The organism is Neobacillus sp. WH10, assembly GCF_030123405.1.
GTDB lineage: Bacteria > Bacillota > Bacilli > Bacillales > Cytobacillaceae > Neobacillus.
Map to the genome: position 1 here is coordinate 3,758,128 of NZ_CP126110.1, position 23,019 is coordinate 3,781,146.

General features: G+C 37.4%; 19 protein-coding genes and 1 pseudogene. 4 read left to right on the plus strand and 16 right to left on the minus strand.

The window, feature by feature from the left end:
• Positions 1-77: 77 nt before the first annotated feature.
• From QNH20_RS18130 to QNH20_RS18150, 5 genes and pseudogenes are all read right to left on the minus strand, one after another.
• The gene (locus tag QNH20_RS18130; protein ID WP_283919376.1) at positions 78-761 is read right to left on the minus strand and encodes a c-type cytochrome; all 684 of its coding nucleotides are present in this window, start codon (positions 759-761) and stop codon (positions 78-80) included.
• Between the two features lie 20 nt (positions 762-781).
• A pseudogene (locus tag QNH20_RS18135) lies at positions 782-955 on the minus strand (PCYCGC motif-containing (lipo)protein); the annotation flags it as partial.
• A 201-nt stretch (positions 956-1,156) separates the two neighbouring features.
• Complete coding sequence (gene efp / locus QNH20_RS18140) at positions 1,157-1,714, minus strand: elongation factor P (protein ID WP_283919378.1); 558 nt, start codon at positions 1,712-1,714, stop codon at positions 1,157-1,159.
• A gap of 21 nt (positions 1,715-1,735) precedes the next feature.
• On the minus strand, positions 1,736-2,797 hold the full coding sequence (locus tag QNH20_RS18145) for a M24 family metallopeptidase (protein WP_283919379.1): 1,062 nt from the start codon (positions 2,795-2,797) through the stop codon (positions 1,736-1,738).
• 78 nt (positions 2,798-2,875) lie between these two features.
• A complete protein-coding gene (locus tag QNH20_RS18150; RefSeq protein ID WP_283919380.1) occupies positions 2,876-3,373 on the minus strand; it encodes a YqhR family membrane protein in 498 nt (165 codons plus the stop codon).
• Between the two features lie 388 nt (positions 3,374-3,761).
• Here QNH20_RS18150 and QNH20_RS18155 point away from each other — a divergent pair, with 388 nt between their 5' ends.
• A complete protein-coding gene (locus QNH20_RS18155) occupies positions 3,762-4,706 on the plus strand; it encodes a DUF1385 domain-containing protein (protein WP_283919381.1) in 945 nt (314 codons plus the stop codon).
• 57 nt (positions 4,707-4,763) lie between these two features.
• On the plus strand, positions 4,764-5,156 hold the full coding sequence (locus tag QNH20_RS18160; RefSeq protein WP_349632683.1) for an SA1362 family protein: 393 nt from the start codon (positions 4,764-4,766) through the stop codon (positions 5,154-5,156).
• 38 nt (positions 5,157-5,194) lie between these two features.
• On the opposite strand, the gene QNH20_RS18165 is transcribed toward QNH20_RS18160, so the two are convergent.
• Entirely contained in the window at positions 5,195-6,079 is an 885-nt protein-coding gene (locus tag QNH20_RS18165; protein WP_283919383.1) for a patatin-like phospholipase family protein, read from the minus strand.
• Between the two features lie 233 nt (positions 6,080-6,312).
• Between QNH20_RS18165 and QNH20_RS18170 the strand changes: the two genes are divergently transcribed.
• Positions 6,313-8,109, plus strand: a complete 1,797-nt coding sequence (locus QNH20_RS18170) for an urease accessory protein UreH domain-containing protein (RefSeq protein ID WP_283919384.1) — start codon at positions 6,313-6,315, stop codon at positions 8,107-8,109.
• 436 nt (positions 8,110-8,545) lie between these two features.
• Here the strand turns inward: QNH20_RS18170 and QNH20_RS18175 are convergent, their stop codons facing one another.
• The 8 genes from QNH20_RS18175 to QNH20_RS18210 all read right to left on the minus strand — a co-directional run bounded on the left by QNH20_RS18175 (position 8,546) and on the right by QNH20_RS18210 (position 19,423).
• Positions 8,546-9,922, minus strand: a complete 1,377-nt coding sequence (locus tag QNH20_RS18175; RefSeq protein WP_283919385.1) for a sensor histidine kinase — start codon at positions 9,920-9,922, stop codon at positions 8,546-8,548.
• A complete protein-coding gene (locus QNH20_RS18180; protein WP_283919386.1) occupies positions 9,923-10,609 on the minus strand; it encodes a response regulator transcription factor in 687 nt (228 codons plus the stop codon).
• 136 nt (positions 10,610-10,745) lie between these two features.
• Positions 10,746-13,163, minus strand: a complete 2,418-nt coding sequence (locus tag QNH20_RS18185; RefSeq protein WP_283919387.1) for a heavy metal translocating P-type ATPase — start codon at positions 13,161-13,163, stop codon at positions 10,746-10,748.
• 174 nt (positions 13,164-13,337) lie between these two features.
• Entirely contained in the window at positions 13,338-13,544 is a 207-nt protein-coding gene (copZ, locus tag QNH20_RS18190; RefSeq protein WP_283919388.1) for a copper chaperone CopZ, read from the minus strand.
• Between the two features lie 341 nt (positions 13,545-13,885).
• Positions 13,886-14,620 (minus strand): urease accessory protein UreH domain-containing protein, encoded by a 735-nt coding sequence (locus QNH20_RS18195; RefSeq protein WP_283919389.1) that lies wholly within the window; start codon positions 14,618-14,620, stop codon positions 13,886-13,888.
• A 447-nt stretch (positions 14,621-15,067) separates the two neighbouring features.
• Entirely contained in the window at positions 15,068-15,517 is a 450-nt protein-coding gene (locus QNH20_RS18200) for a C40 family peptidase (RefSeq protein ID WP_283919390.1), read from the minus strand.
• A 167-nt stretch (positions 15,518-15,684) separates the two neighbouring features.
• Positions 15,685-18,243: a vitamin B12-dependent ribonucleotide reductase gene (locus QNH20_RS18205; protein WP_283919391.1), complete on the minus strand. Its 2,559-nt coding sequence runs from the start codon at positions 18,241-18,243 to the stop codon at positions 15,685-15,687.
• 343 nt (positions 18,244-18,586) lie between these two features.
• Entirely contained in the window at positions 18,587-19,423 is an 837-nt protein-coding gene (locus tag QNH20_RS18210) for a lipoate--protein ligase family protein (RefSeq protein WP_283919392.1), read from the minus strand.
• 191 nt (positions 19,424-19,614) lie between these two features.
• Between QNH20_RS18210 and QNH20_RS18215 the strand changes: the two genes are divergently transcribed.
• Positions 19,615-19,998: a rhodanese-like domain-containing protein gene (locus QNH20_RS18215; protein ID WP_283919393.1), complete on the plus strand. Its 384-nt coding sequence runs from the start codon at positions 19,615-19,617 to the stop codon at positions 19,996-19,998.
• A 203-nt stretch (positions 19,999-20,201) separates the two neighbouring features.
• Here QNH20_RS18215 and gcvPB read toward each other — a convergent pair whose 3' ends face one another.
• Both gcvPB and gcvPA read right to left on the minus strand, forming a co-directional pair.
• Complete coding sequence (gene gcvPB / locus QNH20_RS18220; RefSeq protein WP_283919394.1) at positions 20,202-21,662, minus strand: aminomethyl-transferring glycine dehydrogenase subunit GcvPB; 1,461 nt, start codon at positions 21,660-21,662, stop codon at positions 20,202-20,204.
• The gene (gene gcvPA, locus QNH20_RS18225) at positions 21,655-23,001 is read right to left on the minus strand and encodes an aminomethyl-transferring glycine dehydrogenase subunit GcvPA (protein WP_283919395.1); all 1,347 of its coding nucleotides are present in this window, start codon (positions 22,999-23,001) and stop codon (positions 21,655-21,657) included. The genes gcvPB and gcvPA overlap by 8 nt, the downstream gene beginning before the upstream one ends.
• Positions 23,002-23,019 lie beyond the last annotated feature (18 nt).

Consider the following 23,019-nt stretch of genomic DNA (forward strand, 5'->3'; position numbering starts at 1 on the left):
AAAACCGGAAGTTCCGGTTAGATTTGTAATTGAAATTTATTTAATAGATAAAAAAAACCTGAACCTACTTATTAGGTTCAAGGTTTAAGATAATCATTAGGTGTTTCAGTTTTGGGCTTAAGCGTACGGATATAGCTGACGATGTCTGATATTTCTTCTTTACTTAACTGCCGAGCTCCATCAAGCCCTTTTAATGACGGCCCCATGCGTGTTTCTTCACGACCATAAGCAGTGGAAAGCCAAATCTGCTTATTGGTAGTATATTTTAAGTACTGAGGATTAGCGAGAACGGTTCCCATTTTAAGTTTACCAGCACCAGCTTCACCATGACAGTTAAGGCAATACAAATTATATTGCTTTTCTCCACGTTCAGGATTACCAGAAATCGTTTTTGGAGCAGCATAATCTTTTTCCTCTGTTTGCCAATCCCTCATAAAAGCAACAAGATTATTTATATCTTTATCTGATAATCTTGGCCCATAAGCTGGCATACCTGTGCCCTCCCTGCCATATTTTACGTAATTGAACAGGTCTTTATCGGAGACGGTGTTTAAAAACTTCTGATTATTAAGCGCTGTCCCTGCATTAATGCCTTCACCTTTTCCTGTTTCTCCGTGACAAACTAAGCAATTTTTGTTATACACCTTTTCTCCTGCTGCAATAGCTTTAGAATTCTTTTTAGGAAAAATATCACTATTACTAATGCAAACGATAATTCCAATAATTATCAAAATGTAGAATCCGATTAATATTTTTTTCATAGGTTACCCTGCTTTAGTCCAGATGCCATAATATTTGTTTCTTGAATTTTTTCTGATAAATTTAATACATAATCAGGAAATAGCTGGTGATTTTTATTAAGCTTCCAACTTTCATCATCAAGTTTGGAGCTGCAGCCCGCTGCTGCTAATGCGATTAAAATGAAGAGGAATAAGAAAGCAGTAATTCGCTTCATATTCTGATTCACCTCTTAACTTTCTACTATTTTTCAAATTCATTTTAGCAAATAGTAGTAAGTTAAAATGCTTTTATTTCTTACTATTTGGTGAAGTTTTTAAGCTAGCAAAAGTAACAATATTAAGACCACTGGAAACCCAATTTTAAAAAAAGCCTTAGTCCGATTTTTTCGGACTAAGGCTTTTAAATGATAAACAAATTAAGCACGTGATACATAAGAGGCTTCTGTTGTATTGATGATTAATTTATCTCCTTGGTTAATAAAGAATGGAACTTGAACAATAAGGCCTGTCTCAAGGGTTGCAGGCTTGGTACCGCCAGAAGCTGTATCTCCTTTAATTCCTGGCTCTGTTTCCGTTACTTCTAATTCAACCGTGTTCGGTAATTCCACACCAAGAGTTTCATAATTAAACATCATGATGTGAACTTCCATGTTTTCTTTTAAAAACTTTAATTCATATTCAATGTTGCTACCTGGTAGTTCCACTTGTTCGTAGGAATCCATATCCATAAACACGTGAGAATCACCGCTTGCATAAAGGTATTGCATTTTACGATTATCGATTTGAGCTTTTTCCACTTTCTCACCGGCACGGAAAGTTTTTTCTTGAATCGCTCCATTACGAAGGTTACGCAGTTTTGAACGAACAAATGCTGCTCCTTTCCCTGGCTTTACATGTTGGAAATCCATAACGCGCCATATGCCGCCATCCACTTCAATTGTTAATCCTGTTTTAAAATCGTTTACAGATATCATGATTAAATCCTCCTAAATTCATTACAGTATAATAAGTTCTTTTGTAGAATGAGTGAGAGCTTGGTTGTGATCCTTCGTAATCAATGTATCATCTTCTATCCGAACGCCGCCAAGGCCTGGGATATAGATACCAGGTTCACATGTTACAACCATTCCAGGCTCTAAAATAGTGTCAGATTTCATTGACAAGCTAGGACCTTCGTGAACCTCAAGCCCGATACCATGACCTGTTGAATGACCAAAGTATTCCCCATAACCCTTTTCTGTTATGTAGTCTCGGGTTAATGCATCTGCTTCCTTACCTGTTATATCTGGCTTTATACCATCCATACCTCGCAATTGTGCTTCAAGAACAATTGCGTAAATTTCTTTTAGTTTCACATCTGGCTCGCCGACAGCAACTGTCCTCGTAATATCAGAGACATACCCATTGTAGTACGCACCAAAGTCCAATGTTACCAAATCTCCAGCTTCGATCATTTTATCACTTGCAACTCCATGTGGCAGGGCAGATCGGTAACCAGAAGCTACAATAGTATTAAAAGAGGAAGAAGTCGCACCGGCCCTTCTCATAAAGAACTCTAATTCATTCGATACCTCTAATTCCGTTTTTCCAGGACGAATGAAGTCTAAAATGTGTTTAAATGCAGCATCAGCAATATCTGCTGCTACCTTTAATATATTAATCTCTGCATCAGTCTTAATCAAGCGTAACTTTTCAACGGCACCGGAAATTGGCACAAGTTCAGCTTCAGTTTCTTTCTCATATCCTTTAAAGGAAGAGTATGTTAAATAATCTTCTTCAAATCCCAATTTTTGAATTCCCAATTCTTTAGCAAGACGTGCTACTTCTTCGGGAATGGAACTAGAAAATTTAACAATTTCGAATCCTTGACACTGGCTAGATGCTTGTTCTATATAACGGAAATCTGTTATAAACAGCGCCTTGTCATGACTAATTAGAACAACACCGGCAGTGCCAGTAAAATTAGATATGTAGCGGCGATTAAATGGGCTTGTTATCAGAATCCCATCAATTCCATGGTGTGAAAAATTCGATCTTAGTCTTTCTATTTTTTCCATTTGTCTCCACTCTCCTTTTCGAATCTACATTGGACAAAAATATTTTATCACAACCTATCAAATCCGACTAATAGCAACTTAAGTGGAGGCCTCTTTCTCTTGTACTTTATTAAGTTCAAACACAAAATTAATGGAATAACCAATGAAAGTTCCATATACGATATATAAACAAATGGAAGTAATGATGGTATCCCTGCTTAAATCAGAAAACGGTTTTATTCCGGGAAATAGTGGATTCAGAATAAAGAACACAAGAAAGAATAAAACAAGACCATAACCAAGCCCAAACCATATACCTTTGAATTTTCTTAGAAGGGCATAATAAACAAAAGCTGTAAAAATTGATAATACACCCATTAACATGATGGATACTACCGTTCCTATCCAGCCATTTTTCCAATCACCAAGAGACCATGGTCCTAATATGACATTTGGGCCAACTTCTGTAAAATTAAAATAGGATGCGATATACCCAATTGTTCCCCAAAAAACCCCACCAAATAAACCTGTCCAAAAAACCATTGTCAAAAAGGACATAGGTTTTGGATAATTTTCTATTTTATGATCATTTGCCAATTGAAACAACCCCTTTTTTTCAGTGTGATAAAAATTAGCTTCTCATTATTATCGAATAGTAAATTTGATGATAAATTCCATCCATATTATGCCCTTAGAAATACAATCCTTTCATAAAAAAAATTTTTTGCTAAATTTAGTTGGAAATATTCTGTCTTCCTAGAGGTTTTTTCATTTTTTTAGTAGAATACATTTAAGTACAAACAGATTTATCCCGCTTTAACGGTCAGTAAGACCCCCATAATGGATAAGTGGGGGATCAACTGCCCGTAAAGGCCCGATTGGTCCAACTAACAATCAGTGGGGGATGGAACCTCCCCACTGATTGAAGTTTTACCTTATCATTTCTGCTATTGTGCAACTTTGTTATAGGTTGGTGTTAATGACCATGTCCAATTCTAAAAAACCCGTATACGGCGGCCAAGCGGTCGTTGAAGGAGTTATGTTTGGCGGAAAACATCATTATGTTACCGCTATTCGCAGAAAAGACCGTTCTGTTGAATACTTTCATTTGCCGCGAAAAGCGAATCCTACTTTAACTAGCTTAAAAAAAATCCCGTTACTTCGCGGAATCATTGCCATTATTGAATCTAGTGCTAATGGTTCAAAACACTTAAACTTCTCTACTGAACGATTTGATGTGGATCCAAAAGACGATTCCACAATTAACGAAAAAGAAGTCTCAAAATTGACGATGTATCTTGGAGTAGCAGTTATCGGGGTCATTTCATTTTTATTTGGAAAATTTGCTTTTACGTTAATTCCTGTATTCTTAGCAGTACTAACGAAACCAATTTTTCCCTCGGATTTTGCTCAAGTATTGGTGGAAGGGTTCTTTAAGCTATTGCTGCTCCTTACTTATATATATTTTGTCTCACTTACCCCGATAATCAAAAGAGTGTTTCAATATCATGGTGCTGAGCATAAAGTAATTAACACCTTTGAAGCAGGGGTAGAACTGACCGTTGAAAATGTTCAGGCCCATTCCCGCCTGCATTACCGCTGCGGCAGCAGTTTCATCTTATTTACCGTTATCGTCGGTGTATTTGTTTATCTGTTAGTCCCGACATCACCGCTATGGTTACGAGTTGTCGACCGTCTTCTCTTAATACCGGTAGTATTAGGTATTTCGTTTGAAGTCTTACAAGTCACGAATAAGCTTCGTGATTTTCCAGTCTTAAAATATTTAGGTCTTCCGGGACTTTGGCTTCAATTGTTAACGACGAAGGAACCCAGTCATGACCAGGTCGAAGTGGCGATTCTTTCCTTTAACGAATTGCTTAAAAAGGAAAAGGAAACGGCGTACGACATGGAAAGTGAAGAAATTGTCTAAATCTTTGTTTTACAGTGTTTAAAAGACTAAAAAAATGCTTAAGATGCTCTTAGGGAGGTGGCATTCTTGAAAAATCGGACACCTATAATTATTGTTGGGGTACTTACCATTCTTGCTCTAGTGGGCCTAATTAGTTCATTTATAGCTAATCCAGCCGGTTTCATTCAGAGAATAGCTGTCATCACATTGATCGGTTTGGTGATTTATTTCCTTGTTCGAAAGTTTTCAAATTCGAGCCCTCAGAAAAAAGAGCAGCAGGCATTTCTTAAAGCAGCAAAAAAGTCAAAAAAACGATTACAGCAAAAGAGTGGAGATACCAATGTAAAAACCTCTTCTCTTGGAACGTTAACAACATTAAAGAAAACCAGCAAGACAAAAAAGAAATCTCCTGCTCACCTGACCGTAATTGACGGCAAAAAAGGAAAAAAGAAAAATCGAGCGTCCTTTTAGACACTCGATTTTTCTTTTTAATAAGGTTCCACTTTTGATTAATACCCCCAACTGTTCAAAAACTTTTTCGCATGTTCTCTCCCTATATCAAATAATTTCCGCTTTTTTTCTTCGGATAAATGGAATTCAGTTAATGGTACTCCTTCAGCAGTAATAAAAATAATATTTTCCACATGCTTTTTAGAAATATAACGTTGGTCATGCGCATCCTTCATAGTCTCAAATAATGCCCCAAATAATTGAATGCCGTTTTTTATTTTATGTTTTTCATGTTCATATTCACTAGGGCTAAGTTTAATTCCAAGCACAGGTCTGACTTTTTTTACATTATCCTTATCAAATAGCCACATTGGAAAATTACTGAGTACCCCGCCGTCCACCAAAATATTCACGCCATCTATTGAACGCAATTTGACCGGTTCAAAAAAGTAAGGGATACTGCAGCTCATTCTAATTGCTTTAGCAATTGGGAAAGAACCTGGTGAAATCCCGTACTTTTCTAAATCATCAGGCAGAACGACCATTTGTCCATTCGACAGGTCTGAAGCAATCACCCTAAGTGTATTAGGAGGCAAATCTGAAAAAGTTCTTAACCCTTTTGCTTCGAGCGTCTCTTTCATCCATTTTTCTAGTTCATTTCCTTTATAAAGTCCAAGCTTCCAATACACGAGCAGCCATTTAGCAATGGAAAATGGGATGATGGTTTTACGAGCATCAAGCATTTTAGGCAGATTGAACTCATCCACCAATTGATAAATTTCTTTACTCGAATATCCTGCTGCAATTAAGGAGGCAACAATTGAACCTGCACTCGTTCCTGCGACCCTTACAAACTGAAAACCCCTGTTTTCAATTTCTTCAAAGGCCCCAATGAGTGAAAACCCTTTAATTCCCCCTCCAGAAAAAACGCCGTCTATTTTCATGGTAGCCACTCCTAAAGATGAACTCATTGTTACATCTTTAATCAGCCCATTACAAAAATAGTACCAGGGACAGGCGTAAAATTCCAAAAAAATAAATGGACATTCTTTGGACCCATTTTGTCTACAAAATGTTCACCAGTGTGCCTTCTTTCTTCATATCATCAACATATCTTTTTCATAAACTTTACCTAATATTTTTTAATTCTCATTAATAAATAAAGGCAGGGAGTTTTATGAGTATTAGAAACCAAAGGGTTAAGGTGTACGATATGACCTGTACATCTTGCGAAAAGCGGATTGAAAGATCTGTAAAAAAATTGGATGGTGTTATCAATGTAAAAGCAAATTTTAGCGGCCAATATGCAGATATTAAATTTAATGATGAGATATGCAGCATAAACCAAATAACAGCAACGATTAATCGGATCGGCTACAGTACAGAAAATGCAAAGGGTTTTAAATTTATTGGAATCATCATTGTTGTTGCTGTTATTCTGTTGCTTGGAATAAATACAGGCAGCTTTAATATGGAAGACAAATTCAAAAATGCCTCCTATGCTCTTTTATTTTTTGTTGGATTGATTACTTCCATTCATTGTGTAGGAATGTGCGGTGGTATTATGCTTTCCCAAACCATCGGAAAGGAAAGTAAAAGCAAATTTGATGCAATGAAACCAGCTATTTTATATAACCTTGGAAGAGTTGTATCCTATACCATTATTGGTGGAATCGTTGGTGCCATTGGTTCCGTTTTTGCTCTTTCCCTAACGACAAAAGCTGGAGTGCAAATTTTGGCCGGAGTATTCATGATTGTAATGGGCTTTAATATGGCTGGCTTTAAAGCTTTTAGAAAGCTTCAACTCAAACTACCAACTTCTGTTTTGAAATTGTTAGGTAAACCTAAACCTAAAACACCGTTTTTTGTAGGAATATTTAATGGATTAATGCCATGCGGTCCATTGCAAACAATGCAGCTATATGCTTTAGGAACAGGCAGTGCAATTAGCGGTGCATTATCCATGTTCATGTTTGCCATAGGAACCGTCCCACTAATGCTGACATTCGGGGCATTATCAAGTCTTTTAAGTAAAGGTTATACAAAAAAAATCCTTAAATTTAGCGGAATTCTTATTGTTGTTCTTGGACTTGTTATGAGTAATAGGGGCTTTGCCCTAGCCGGAATGAATTTAAGCCCTGCCTCTTTGCTGGCTAATATTGGCCCCTTTGGTGACAATCCCACTGCCTCTAAGAATGCGACGAAAGCAACCCTCAAAGATGGGGTACAGGTTCTAAATATGACAGCTAATGTCAGCGGTTATACACCAACTACTCTTTATGTTCAAAAAGGGATGCCTGTAAAGTGGGTAGTTGATGCCGAACAGCTTACTGGCTGCAATAGTACAATTGTCATGCCTGATATGAATTTAGAGCAGAAACTCCAAAGTGGGAAAAACATCATTGAATTTACACCAGGTAATGATGATATTCATTTCAGCTGCTGGATGGGAATGAAACGTGGAACGATTAAGGTGGTAGATGATCTTAAGACTATATTTGTATCCAGCAGTGATGCAACTGGTATTGATTCATCGACCAAATCTACTGCTTCAGCTTCCAATCAATCACAAACAAATATTTATGGTACTGACATCAGCAAGGTTCCAACAAATAGAATAGTCAAAAAAGCGCAGTTAACAAATAATGAACAAACATTAGCAATTAAAGGAATCGGTTATGAATTAGAACCATTGATCATGGTGATTAATAAAGGGATAAAGACGAAGATGTCAATTGATTTAACATCATTTGATACTCCAGACGGATACTTCTTAATATTGAAATCAAATACAAAAGAAATTGTTACTGATTTTACCGGTTTAAATGGTTCGGTTAATGTTGAATTTAACATAGAAAAAGCAGGTTCCTACGGAATTTATTTAAACGAAAAGGAATTAATCGGTGTTATAGATGTTGTCGATGATATTAATTCCGTTAACCTAGAGGAAATTAGAAGTAAATATCTTCAATAAAAAATTTAAAGGCTATTTTCGCATAGATTGTTGTTTTAAACGATAAAGTTTGTCCGTTGATTTCCGCTCCAGGCACTTGCTTTCCGCGGGGAGAGATGGGAGCCCGTCAGCTACAGCGCCTAGCCCCTCGAGGTCGCTTCGGTCCTGACGCTGAAGTCAAAGAACGCCTTCAACGACAGGCCCTCCAGCGCTTGTCGGGGCTGGACAAGGCGCTTCCGCTTTTCCTTCTCCTCGGCGTTACCGCCTGTGGGGTCTCCCACTTCCCTCTTTTTCCCGCAGGAGGCAAGTGCCCTACGCTACAATCAACTCAGATAGTTAAAGTGAAATTACACTAAAATAACAACAAACTTTACGAAAACAGCCAATTTAAAAGAGCTTTGATAAGGAAAAATTCTTATTAAAGCTCTTCTTTATAAATGATTCTGTATTTCCATTTTTAACTGATTTCATTTTTGGGAAAATGAATCGTAAACTTCGTTCCTTTTCCCACTTTACTCTCTACATCAATACTTGCATTGTGAAGCTGCAGTATATTCTTCACTATTGTTAAACCAATACCATTACCTTCGATTTGGTGTCTGCTCATATCCCCCCGATAAAGTCTTTCAAATATAAAGGGCAAATCTTCCTGCTTAATTCCGATACCATTGTCACTTACTTCCACGACCATGTTTTTTATCTTTTCATATAATTTGACCTGCATCCTTCCTCCTTGTTCAGTAAATTTAAGGACATTAGAGAACAAGTTAATAAAGACTTGTTTTAGTTGATCTTTATCACCTTGTATTAGGTACAAATGATTAGGCTGAATCGTCAAATCCACCTTAATGCTTTTTTTATCTGCGTCCAAATAAAAATCCTTGCATATTTCTGCTATAAATTCATCAAGATAGATCGTTTCATACTTTAGCTTTGTACTTTCAGCTTCAAATTCCTTTAAAATATTTAAGTTATTAATTAATTTTCCAAACCTAATTACTTCTTCATTAAGATAATGCAATTTCTCTATTGTCACTGGGTAAACCCCATCAATCATTGCCTCTAGGTTGTTTTGCAGAACATTTAAGGGAGTTCTAATTTCATGCGATATATCAGATACTAATCTTTTTCTCAGTGTATCCTGATATTTTAATTTCCCTGCCAAAACATTTACGCTTTCTTGTAAATCTTTAAGTTCGATAATGTTACTTTTTATACTGGTTTTACTTTCAAAATTCCCCTTTGATAAATTTACTGACATCCTTGCAACTTCGCTAATCGGATTCGAAAATTGCTTGGAAAAATAAAGGCTGAAACCGCTTATAATTAGGAGAGTCAGAGCTCCGCTAATAACAATGCTTTTATTAATGGAGTCTTTAAAGTTCACATCTTCTTCCGTCATGAGTATAGATGAATACTGCCCAATATCGACATATCCGACAATCTTACTGTTTACTTTTATTTCAAATGATTTTGTAGTGTAAACACCCTTATCCTGAACTGGCATTGCATCCCTATTTAACTGGTTTTTTATAGTATTTGGGTCCATACCCCACACTGGTTTTTTATTTTGATCCAAAAGTGTTAAGCAATAGTTGCCCATATAAGCTTCGTGCATAAGCTCAACCCCGGTATCCTCTGTCCACTTACCTTCTCGTTTATAAACATCTTCTAAATAAGCGACGATTTTTTGATATCTTTTATTCTGTAAATCAACCATATATTGATTAAACTTATTCGTTACAGTAATGTTGACAAACAATGTAACTAGAAGGATTGCGGCAATGGTGCACATAATAAATAAAATACTTAATCTTTTGCTGATGGAATGCACTTAAAACACTCCTCCGAATTTATAGCCTGCTTTCATTACTGTTACAACATATTTAGGATTCTTCGTATCTGTTTCAATCTTTTTACGAATATTTTTAATGTGAACATCAATCGTTCGATCGAACCCGCTAAAATCTCCCCTATATAGTTTTTCAATAAGTTGTTCTCTAGATAATACTTTTCCTTTGTTTACTGCAAGTGACCATAAAATATTAAATTCATTTGGTGTAAAAGGGATCTCCTTATTACAAACTTTAACAGATCTTTTTTCACTATTTATCATTAGATTTCCATCGTCAAAAATAGCACTTGATGAATGAATTCTCCCATTTAGTCTTCTGAAAAGTGCATTTACCCTTGCAGTCAGCTCTCTAGGACTAAATGGTTTAATCAGATATTCATCAGCACCAATATTAAGCCCCTCTATTCGATCATTTAAAGACCCTTTTGCTGTTAACATAAAAATATGTACATCAGAGGATTGGCGGATAATTTTACAAACTTCTTCTCCACTTATATCAGGAAGCATTAAATCAAGAATCACCAAATTGATCTCTTCTGTTTTAAAAATTTCGATACCTTTCAAACCTGTTAAAACACAATAAACATGATATCCTTCTTTTTCTAGATAAGATTTTAAAACTGTAGATACACTTTCCTCATCTTCAATTAATAAAATATTAAACATGTATTTCACCCAGTTTTTTAAATTAAATACCCTTGTAAAGTCAGTATACTAGCTAGCGAAAGTGTAACAAGAGAAAAAGGCTGACAATTATGTGTCAGCCTTTTTAAACCTGATAAAGTTATAATTCTTTATTCAATTACAATTTAACTTTTTGTAATCTTAATGCATTTAGAACAACTGACACTGAACTAAATGCCATTGCAGCACCGGCAAGCCATGGTGCCAAAAACCCTAGCGCAGCAATTGGAATGCCAAGAGAATTATATGCTAGTGCCCAGAAAAGATTTTGTTTAATATTGGTAATGGTTTTTTTACTCATGAAGATGGCATCAGCAATACTATTTAAATCGCCGCGAATCAGGGTGATATCGGCTGCTTCCATTGCAACATCTGTACCAGTACCAATTGCCATTCCGATGTCTGCTATTGCCAATGCAGGCGCATCATTAATTCCATCTCCTACCATGGCCACTTTCTTACCCTTTGCCTGTAATTTCTTGATTTCATCTGCTTTCCCCTCTGGCAAAACTTCGGCTATAACATGATCAATTCCAGCCTGTGCAGCGATTGCCTTTGCTGTCTGCTGATTATCACCTGTAATCATGATCACATCAAGTCCCATTTTTTTGAGGCGGCTAATGGCTGTTTTGGAGGTTTCTTTAATCGTGTCAGCAACAGCGACAGTACCTGCATATTGACCGTCAATAGCAGCCAGCATCGCTGTTTTTCCTACCTTTTCCAATTCATCCATCTTAACAAGGGCATCGGCAATTTCAACCTTAAATTTATTCATTAGTTTTCTTGTACCAACTAAGATTTGTTTTCCGTCTACAATTGCTTTAATTCCAAATCCAGGGACAGCCTCAAATTCAGTGACTTCTTTTAATGGAATCCCTTTATCTTTAATACCTTGAACAATCGCTTGTGCAAGTGGATGTTCTGATTGCTTTTCAGCTGACCCTACTACTGCTAAAAATTCTTCCTCACCAAACAAACCTTCTGGGAGAACATCCGTTAAAACCGGTGTTCCATTTGTTACCGTACCTGTTTTATCCAATACCACTGTGCCTACTCGGTGGGTCATTTCCAGATGTTCTCCACCCTTAAAGAGTATTCCATATTCAGCTGCACGGCCGGATCCAGCCATAATTGAGGTTGGTGTTGCCAATCCCAATGCGCAGGGACATGCAATAACAAGGACTGCAATCATTTTTTCTAATGCACCTGCAAAATCTCCAGGTGTAACCCAAACATACCAAATAATAAAAGTTATAATGGCGATGGCAACAACAATTGGAACAAACACTCCAGAAATCTTATCGGCAAGGCGTTGGATGGGAGCTTTTGATCCTTGTGCTTCCTCTACCACTTTAATTATTTGTGCTAGTGCCGTATCCCTGCCAACTTTTGTAGCTTCAATTTGTAAGAATCCATTTTTATTAAGAGTTGCACCAATTACCTCATCACCTATACTCTTATCAACTGGGACACTCTCACCAGTCAGCATCGATTCATCAACAGCAGAACGTCCTTCAATAATTTTTCCATCAACTGGAATCTTTTCACCTGGCTTGATATAAAGAAGGTCTCCAACAACTACTTCTTCAATGGGAATTTCCAATTCAATACCGTTTCTCACAACTGTAGCTGTCTTTGCCTGTAGACCCATTAATTTTTTTATCGCTTCTGATGATCTTCCTTTTGCTTTTGCTTCAAATAGCTTTCCTAAAATGATCAATGTAATTAATATAGAACTTGTTTCATAATAAAGCTCTACTGCATGTGCACTTTTTTCCATTAGGGACATCATTGATAAATATAAACTATAAATATATGCGGCTGATGTACCTAAAGCAACAAGTACGTCCATATTGGCACTCTTATTTTTTAGTGCTTTATAAGCACCGATATAAAACTGGCTTCCGATGATAAATTGAACTGGAGTCGCTAAAGCTAGTTGAACCCAGGGATTCATAAACATTTTCGGCACCCATATAAAGGAGGTAAACGAAAAGTGGCCCACCATTGCCCATAAAAGCGGAAACGAAAGAATCGCTGAAAAGATAAACTTTTTCGATTGTTTCACAATTTCTTTCTTCCGATGATCACTTGTATCTTTCGTCTCTTCTTTTATTTGAGCCCCATAGCCAAGAGCTTCTACTTTTTTTATAATGTCGGTATTCGTAAGCATGGATCCGTTAAACTCAACAGTTGCTTTTTCAAGTGCTAAATTTACATTCGCTTTAACAACACCTTCTAACTTATTCAAACCCTTTTCAATTCTTGTCGCACATGCTGCACAAGTCATTCCAGTGATGTCAAACTCTTTTTTCTCAGTAACAACGTCGTATCCTAAATCTCTGATTTTCTTTTCTATATCATCCACATTTATTTGTGAAGGGTCATATTTAATTGCGGATTTCTCTAAGGCAAGATTAACATTTGCCGACTCTACGCCCTCTAGTTTGTTTAACACCTTTTCAATTCTTGTTGCACATGCTGCACAAGTCATCCCGGAGATTTGTAAATTAGTTTCTTTTAAACTTTGACTCATGATTATCAGCCCCTAATACCCTATAGAGGTATATATTTTTGTAAAGAAAACTCGCTGATTGGCGAGCCGTTAGGCGAAGACAGAAGCGTAGTTGCACTTATGCCTGATAGGAGAGTTATACTTTTCTATCGGCTAAAAATAACGTGCTAGCGACTAGCACGTCTCATTAACTATTTATTTTACATCGTATCCTTGGTCCTCAATTGTTTCTTTAATTTTGTCCAAAGAAACCTCTTGATTATTATATTCTACATCGACAGTAGCTGCATTTAAATTAACCTTCACAGAAGAAATACCTTTAAGTTCTCCCACATTTCCTTCTACCGCTTTCACACAATGACTACAAGACATACCTTCTACAGTTAGTGTGATCTTTTCCACAAATAAACACCCTTCCTACTTGAGTTTTGATTTTATTGTAATGATGTTAACAGTTTTCAAACTCATCTTACTATACCCCCCTACCCTATGTAAAGGGGTTGTCTTTTATTTTATTATAATTATTTTTTCGTTTTCAATTTTTGTTCACAAGTTACGGTGAGAAATTTAATAGTGAAAATATGATGAATAGATTTTAACTAAAAATATTTTCTTTTCCAAAACTGATGTCAAAGGTAAAAGAAAGCGCTGATTTTCTCAGCGCCTTCTTTTACCATACCAGGTTATAAGAGAGATGTATGTATGGCGTATAGGTTGTCAATTAAGGATCATGATTTATTTAATCATAACGACCAATAAGTCATTGTATCAAATATTCCTAAGAACAGCATAATAATTCCGGCAACTCTTTGAACTATAGTTCCAAATTTTCTTCCTTCTTTCATTAACACACCACTGCCGCCAAGATACCAAATTATGAAAATGACAATTAAAAGTGGTAAGGCTGTACCAAGAGCAAATATGGAAGGAAGAATAAAACCATATGGGCTTGACAACACGACCGGCATTAGGGTGACAAAAAACAGGATAAACATAGTCGGACAAAAAGCAAGAGAAAAACTAAGTCCAAGCATAAAGGAACCAAATCGATTTTCTCGTTTGTAATCCTGGGACCGTTTAAACAAATTTAAAGTTCCTCTCAATTTTATAAAGCCCAGCATATATATTCCCACAATTATTAAGATAGGACCGATAATCTTCCGCAGCCATGGAAAATACAGTGTTAAATTTTGTTCAATTCCTTTGCCTAACAACCATACTAATCCACCTAATAGAGTGAAGGCAACTACCTTCCCTAAGGTAAAACTGAAGACATCCTTCCACACAATTTTCTTTTGTATGGAACTGTTCCCATACAGCGTGATTGCACTAATATTTCCAGTAAGTTGGCATGGTGCAAGTGCTCCCACAAGACCTAATAATAATGCAAATACCATTGGCAAAGATTCTAAACTATTTGCCATAGTAAAAAATGGTTGACTTAGGAAAGAACTTATTTGGCTAAATAAACTATACATAAAATCACCCTAAGCTATGTTTTAATAAAATTACGATATCTAAAGTCTCATCACTACCTATCTTTATTCTAGTACATAATTATATAGAAATTTTGTATTTTAATAGGACAATGTGTTACAAAAAATTATTCAAAACCACTAAAAAGCAGAGAAATACTTTCTCAACTTCCAAATACATGTCATAACTTCTTTTATAAAAATAATCATTTTTCTTATTCTACTTTAATATTGTCGAGAAAGTATGAAGAAGTCATGTTAAATTGACAACCAATGAAAAATGGCAATGTGCATCCAAATGCTTTTTTCAATAAATTGAAGGTATTTTTTCATTATGTTAACTCCATTCGAAACTCACCCGACGTTTACAGTTTTTTGTTTTATTGTTTGTGGATTAAAAAAGAACATCGGTAGCCGATGTTCTTGGTTGGATATTATTTATAGAACTAATTAAATTCGTTTTGCACCAATGTATTTTGGTTTCCAGTAGATGTTATTAGTATTGGTAATCATAACTCCTTTTGACGATGATGCCATTATCATCTTGCCAGCTCCAATATACATCGCTACATGTGTTGGTTTGCTTGCTTTATTTGGTGCGAAAAACATTAAGTCTCCAGCTTGTAAGGAACCTACACGATATCCTTTTGTATAGTACATTTCAGCTGCTGTACGCGGTAATACTTTACCCGCCTTACCAAATGAATATTTCACAAGACCTGAGCAGTCAAAGCCACTTGGTGACATGCCGCCCCAGCGATATGGAACACCAATATTTGCTTTGGCAACTGAAATTGCTTTTGTATGATAATAGGCTGCTTCTACTTTATCACCCGTTGTGGCAAACACTGAGCTAAGTCCAATTGTAATCGCAATTGCTGTGATGATTTTTTTTAGCATATGTTTTTTCCCCCCATTGGTGTGATTTAATACCTACACTTATACTATACAAGGAAAGAATAACATGGACATCACGAAGAAATTACAATTTGGTTACAAAATTATTCTAATATAATATTAGATATAATAAAAAGGATGGAAAATTATCTCCATCCTTTTTAGGACTTCTATAAACCGCACCTTAATTGCGCTCCACAGTTGGTACATGTATTGCAGCCGCCGATTTCTTTTACTTTTCCTTTACGGCAGACTGGGCATGTGTTGCCTACCTCAGAACCGATTGTTACATCTGTTGAACGTAGGTCGGTGATTGTATCAACAAGAACAACATGTTGATTAGGTTTTTCATCAAACATAGATAATTGTTCATTTGTATTTTCTTCAGCTTTAAGTGTTAATACCTGAGAATCCCGTGATCCGTCCACATACACAGTACCGCCTTTAGCACCGCCACGATATAAGCGCTCATAAACCTTTTCCACCTGTTCTACGCTATAGCCTTTTGGGGCATTGACTGTTTTACTTATTGAGCTGTCAATCCAACGCTGAATCACACATTGGACATCTGCATGGGCTTCCGGTGCCAGTTCCATCGCTGTAACAAACCAGTTTGGAAGATTGTTTGCATCTGCTTCTGGATGCTGATCCAAATATTCTTGAACGATATCTGCTTTTACCTCGATAAATTTACCAAGACGTCCACTGCGGAAATAAGAGAATGAGAAATAAGGCTCAAGGCCTGTAGAAACTCCAACCATGGTACCAGTAGATCCCGTAGGAGCCACAGTTAGTAAGTGTGAATTCCTGATTCCGTTTTCTAATATAGATTCGTGGATATCTTCAGGCATTTTTTTCATGTAGCCTGTTTCAATGAAAGCTTGTCGTAATCGGTTTGTTTCATTTGGTGTATTACCATTTAAGAATGGGAAGCTTCCCTTCTCTTTGGCTAATTCAACTGATGTTCGGTAAGCAGTAGTTGCAATGGTTTCAAATACGTCATCAACAAGTTTGTTACCCTCAGGTGAGCCATACTCGGTTTCACAATAGATTAGTAAATCGTGTAAGCCCATTACGCCAAGTCCAACCCGGCGCTCGCCAAGGGCTTGCTTTTTATTTTCTTCTAGGAAGTATGGCGTTGCGTTAATAACGTTATCTTGCATTCTTACGCCCACAGAGACAGTTTTCTTTAGTTTCTCAAAATCAACAGTTTTTGTTTCCTTGTCCGCCATTTCTGCAAGGTTAACAGCAGCAAGGTTACAAACTGAAAACGGAGCAAGCGGTTGTTCACCACATGGATTTGTTGCAACGACTTGTTGTCCATATGCTTTTGCGTTTGTCATATCGTTTGCATTGTCGATAAAGAAAATCCCTGGCTCGGCTGAGTAGGTTGCACAGATGTTGATTAAATTCCAAAGTTCTTTCGCTTTGATTTTTTTGTAAACTCGCACTTTATTACCAAGTTTTTCCCATTCACGGACATCGCCTACTTGATGCCATTCTTCGTTGTAAACTTTCATTTCTTCTTCATTGTAGTGCTCAACATAAGGAAAACGTAATTCGTATTCACTATCATGTTCAACAGCTTCCATAAACTCTTTGGTTAAACAAACGGAAATGTTTGCTCCAGTTAGGAATTCTGGATTATGAACAGTATAATTTCCACCTGTAGCTAATTTTTCTTCTGCATCAGCAATGATACTTTCATCAAACCCACCATACCCTGGGATATTTTTATAATTTACTATTCCCTGATACATAGCAGTTTCCTGTAGGGTTAATGGTGTAAACTTCAGCTTATCTTTCGCATGTTTTTTAATCGTTTCATCATTGGTATTTTCAATTAAGAATCGTAGAATTCTAGGATTTTGCATTTTCGAAATAATAAATTCAATAATGTCTGGATGCCAGTCGGCCAACATGATCATCTGAGCCCCGCGGCGCGACCCACCCTGCTCAACCAAGTGTGTCAACTTCGCAATATCATCCAACCATGAAACCGAACCAGATGATTTTCCGTTTACACCTCTTGCCAAGGTATTTCGCGGTCTTAATGTTGAACCATTAGTTCCAACACCGCCGCCGCGACTCATAATTTCCATAACTTGCTTACGGTGGTCAGAGATACCCTCACGTGAGTCTGGAACAAAAGGCATCACATAACAATTAAAAAATGTGACGTCGGTATTTGCCCCTGCACCATACAAAACGCGGCCCGCTGGAATGAAGTTCATTGTGACTAGCTCTTGATAAAACTTTTCAAACCACTCAATTCGCTTCTCTTCCGTTTCTTCAACCGATGCAAGACCTGTAGCATTCCGCTTCGCGATTTGTTCATAAAAGAGCTCCAACGGCTTTTCAATGACATCTAAAGATCGGACAATGACTCCTGTACTTGCTTCTTCAGGATCATCGAGGACTCCTCTGAACTCTTCTTCAATCAAAACCTTCGCCTTTTTATTCTCCCAATCAATTTCCACGATAGTTCCTAAGCCTCGTGCTGGAAATTTCGGATCTTCTTTAATAGTTAAAACAACAAAGTCGCCATTTGTTAGGGTGATTTTTGCTGTGTCTTTAAAGGTGTAGCGGTCTAACATGACCAACCGTGAAACACCCTTATGAGTTATTTTCATATCTGGGGTAACCGGATGCACTTGAGGGAATAAGCGGATATCCTCATTTAACCTTTCAAAATCAATATTTATTTTTTGTCTAAAAACTACAGACATGAGAACAGCTCCTTCAATATGATAATCTCTATTTTGGGTTAAATTTTAGTATTCTTTGCTATATCTAGTTGTTTTAATAAATCTAAGTTACCATAAAAAAACATCATTAATCAACTAAAAAATCAATATATGGTATCGAAAATATTTTCGGTACCACTACATATTGTATGTTGAGCAAAAAACAATTATTTTGTCAAACTTAAAAAAAACTAGATTTGGGAGAAAATAAAAGCTATTACCTGATTTTCACCATAAAACAGGAGAATTTAACAAATTTCGCGGCTTGCCTCTTTATTTTAAGTAATAAATGCAAAAAGAAAAAAGCGGTCATCACCGCTTCCATCTACCTTTTATAATTCCATTCATCACTTTCATATCGCTCTTTAGCTATTTTTTGAACGTAGGCGATTTCTTCTTCCGTTAGTTGATATGGTTCAAGATCAATATTCAGTCCCTCAGCAAATCCCTTATAAAATGCCTCTTTTGCCTCCTCAAGGGTAATCCTTCTTGGGCTAATTGAGTTGATGGCAACCGCCTTATCCTTAAATGCCTTCTTCATCCGTTCCTTTACCCGTTCATTTGGATATTTGAACAAACTAAACAGCTTGTCCTCATCCAAATCCAATAGAATCGACCCGTGCTGTAGAATAACTCCTTTCTGTCTTGTTTGCGCACTTCCTGCTACCTTTCTGCCTTCCACAACAAGCTCATACCAGCTCGGGGCATCAAAGCAGACAGCAGAGCGGGGATTTTTCAACGCGTCTCGTTCTTCTGCTGTTTTTGGCACAGCAAAATAGGCTTCAAGACCTAAATGGTGAAAACCTTTTAAAATCCCTTCCGAAATGACACGATAGGCCTCGGTAACGGATTTTGGCATTTCCGGGTGGTCTTCTGAAACAATGACACTGTAAGTAAGCTCATGTTCGTGGAGGACGCCACGTCCACCTGTAGGTCTCCTGACAAACCCTAGCTCGTGTGCTTTCACTGCCTCCATGTCAATTTCTTTTTCAACCTTTTGAAAATAACCGACAGACAGGGTCGGCGGATTCCAGCCATAGAAGCGAATTACCGGGGGGATTTTCCCCTCGCTATGCCAATCCAGCAATGCTTCATCTAACGCCATATTAAAGGATGGTGAACAATTTCCAGAGTCTATAAATCGCCAAACTTCTTTTTTCATTCAAAAACCTCATTTTTATATTATTATTTCGAGTTTTAGTCTACCAAAATCAGATAAGATTTCAAAATGAGATGTTTCTGCTAAAATTCTTTTACAAAATGAAAAGAATTTTTCTCATTCATCTTTATCTTTATCCGAATGACTTATATAATAAAAACTAGTGCAAGAAAGCTTGAAAGGAGTAAAAAAAGTTGAGTTCACTTTATGTTTTGTTAATCATTCTCGCAGCAGTTATCATCTACTCCGTTTTCACCTATTTCTATCAAAAGAGGATTGTTAAAACGGTAAAAGAAGAAGAATTCCGTGCTGGATACAGAAAGGCACAACTAATAGATGTTCGTGAACCGAATGAGTTCGATGGCGGCCATATTTTAGGAGCACGTAATATCCCGATGTCGCAAATAAAAATGCGAATGAAGGAAATCCGCCCTGACATGCCAGTTTACCTGTATTGCCAAAGCGGTTTACGGAGTGCGCGTGCTGCGCAATTTTTACACAAAAAGGGCTATAAAGACCTTACCCAGCTTGAAGGCGGGTTTAAAAAATGGACAGGTAAAGTAAAAGCAAAAAAATAATGAATAAATTTAAGGTTTCCGGGACATTCCGGAGCCTTTTATTGTTTCAAAAAATTCATTTGGCTTATTTTTGACTTCTATTGGCTCATTTTTTTGAACTTCGGCTATTTATCCGTTATATACCAAAACCACAAAAGAATCGGAAAGCCTGCTATAAATTTAAAAGGTCAGATTCACTCGTTGAATCTGACCTTTTCGATGTATTAAGCCTTTTGATATTTCAAAATTGGTTTACGTGCCGCAGTTGTTTCGTCCAAACGGCCAACTACTGTTGTATGTGGCGCCTCTTGAACGACCTCAGGGTTTTCTTCTGCCTCTTTGGCAATTTGGATCATGATATCCACAAAAGAATCAAGCGTTTCTTTTGATTCTGTTTCTGTCGGCTCAATCATGATACATTCTTCCACATTTAACGGGAAGTAAATGGTTGGTGGATGGTAGCCAAAATCAAGCAGACGTTTCGCAATATCCAATGTCCGGACACCTAATTTTTTTTGACGTTTCCCACTAAGTACAAATTCATGCTTACAATGTTTATCAAAAGGTAAATCATAATATTCAGCCAATCTTCTCATCATGTAGTTGGCATTTAATACAGCGTACTCCGTTACTGCTTTTAAGCCATCAGGACCCATAGAACGGATGTAGGTATAGGCACGTACGTTAATGCCGAAGTTACCATAGAACGGCTTTACACGGCCAATTGATTGTGGACGATCATAATCAAGTACAAACTCATCGCCACGCTTCGAAATAATTGGTTTTGGCAAGTACGGAATAAGGTCTGCCTTTACTCCTACAGGACCAGAACCTGGGCCGCCGCCTCCATGTGGACCAGTAAAGGTTTTATGAAGATTTAAGTGAACAACGTCAAATCCCATGTCACCAGGTTTAGCTTTTGAAAGGACAGCATTCAGGTTTGCCCCGTCATAATAAACCTTTCCGCCTGCATCGTGAACAATTTCAGCGATTTCAAGGATTTGTTCTTCAAATAGTCCAAGTGTATTTGGATTGGTTAACATTAAAGCAGCCGTATCTTCTCCGACAACTCTTCTTAAATCATCAAGATCAACAAGACCACCATCTGTTGATTTAACAGTAATCGTATCAAAACCAGCAATAGTTGCAGAGGCAGGGTTTGTACCATGAGCAGAATCGGGAACGATTACCTTTGTTCGTTTCAAATCACCATTCGCTTCATGGTAGGCACGAATTAACATTAATCCAGTCCACTCACCATGTGCACCTGCTGCTGACTGTAATGTCACTTCATCCATTCCGGTTATTTCAATTAAATGCTGCTGCAAATCGTATAAAAGTCCAAGTGCGCCTTGAACAGAGCTTTCATCCTGTAGTGGATGCACATGCGCAAAACCATTATAGCGTGCGACATTCTCATTAATTTTCGGATTGTATTTCATCGTACAAGAGCCCAAAGGATAAAATCCTGAGTCTAACCCATGGTTCCTTTTTGAAAGAGCAGTATAGTGGCGCATAATATCAAGCTCCGAAACCTCAGGAAGCTCAGCTTCTTCTTCACGCAGATACCCCTCCGGAAGAAGACCCCCTAGATCTACTTCTTGCACATCTATTTCAGGAAGGCTGTATCCGATTCTGCCGGGAGTACTAAGTTCAAAAATGAGTGCTTGGTCTTGATTATGCATGCAGATCCCCCAATTCTTTCACTAAAGTATCAATTTCTTCCTTCGTTCTCTGTTCTGTTACGGCAATCAGCATATGGTTAGACTGTTCTGAATAGTCACGTCCCAAATCATAGCCTCCGATGATTCCTTTTTGTAACAGTTTTTGATTTATTTCTTTAATCGGTTTGTTAAATTTAACAACGAATTCATTGAAGGAATAACCATCATTAACGACTTCAAATCCAGCTTCTTTAAAAGCAGTTTTTGCATAATGTGCCTTCTGTAAATTTGCTGCTGCCATTTCACGGACACCTTTTTTACCCAAAGCCGTCATGGCAACAGATGCAGCGAGTGCGTTAAGTGCTTGGTTTGAACAAATATTTGATGTTGCTTTTTCACGGCGAATATGCTGTTCACGTGCTTGGAGCGTTAATACAAAACCACGACGCCCCTGATCATCTACTGTCTGGCCAACAAGGCGTCCAGGAACCTTCCGCATTAATTTGGTCGATACTGCAAAATATCCGCAGTGCGGGCCTCCAAATGCAGTTGGAATTCCGAACGGCTGAGCATCGCCAGTGACAATATCTGCACCAAATTTTCCCGGAGGTGTTAAGACTCCAAGGGATAGAGGATTACTGTTAACAACAAACATTCCTTTATTAGCATGAATGATTTCCTCAACCTCTTTTAACGGCTCGATTCTGCCGAAGAAATTCGGGTATTGGACAATTACTGCTGCGACATCATCATTTACTACTTTCTTTAACGCCTCTACATCTGTTACCCCATCTTTTACAGGTACTTCTACAACCTCAAGATACTGCCCTTTTGCATACGTTTTAAGGACGTCACGATACTCAGGATGTACCGCACTTGAAACGACGATTGTTTTGCGTTTTGTATGACCGGCACTTAGCATTGCCGCTTCAGCAAGAGCTGTACCTCCATCATACATAGAGGAGTTTGCAACATCCATTCCGGTTAACTCGCAAATCATCGTTTGAAATTCAAAAATGGCTTGGAGCTCGCCTTGAGAAATTTCCGGTTGATATGGCGTATATGCCGTATAAAATTCAGAACGAGAAATAACATGATCAACAATGACAGGCATGTAATGATCATATACACCTGCCCCTAAAAAAGAGACATTTTTTTTAAGGTCGGCATTCCGATCTGCTAACATAAAAAGCTCTTTCATTAGCGCGGTCTCAGACTTAGCTGCTTTAATGTTGTACTCACCCTTGAATCTTACTTTTTCAGGGATATCGCTAAACAGTTCATCAATCGAAGAAACACCAATGGTTTCAAGCATAGCCTTCTTATCTTGTTCAGTCATAGGTAAATAGCGATGTTTCATAAACCTAACTCCCTTCAT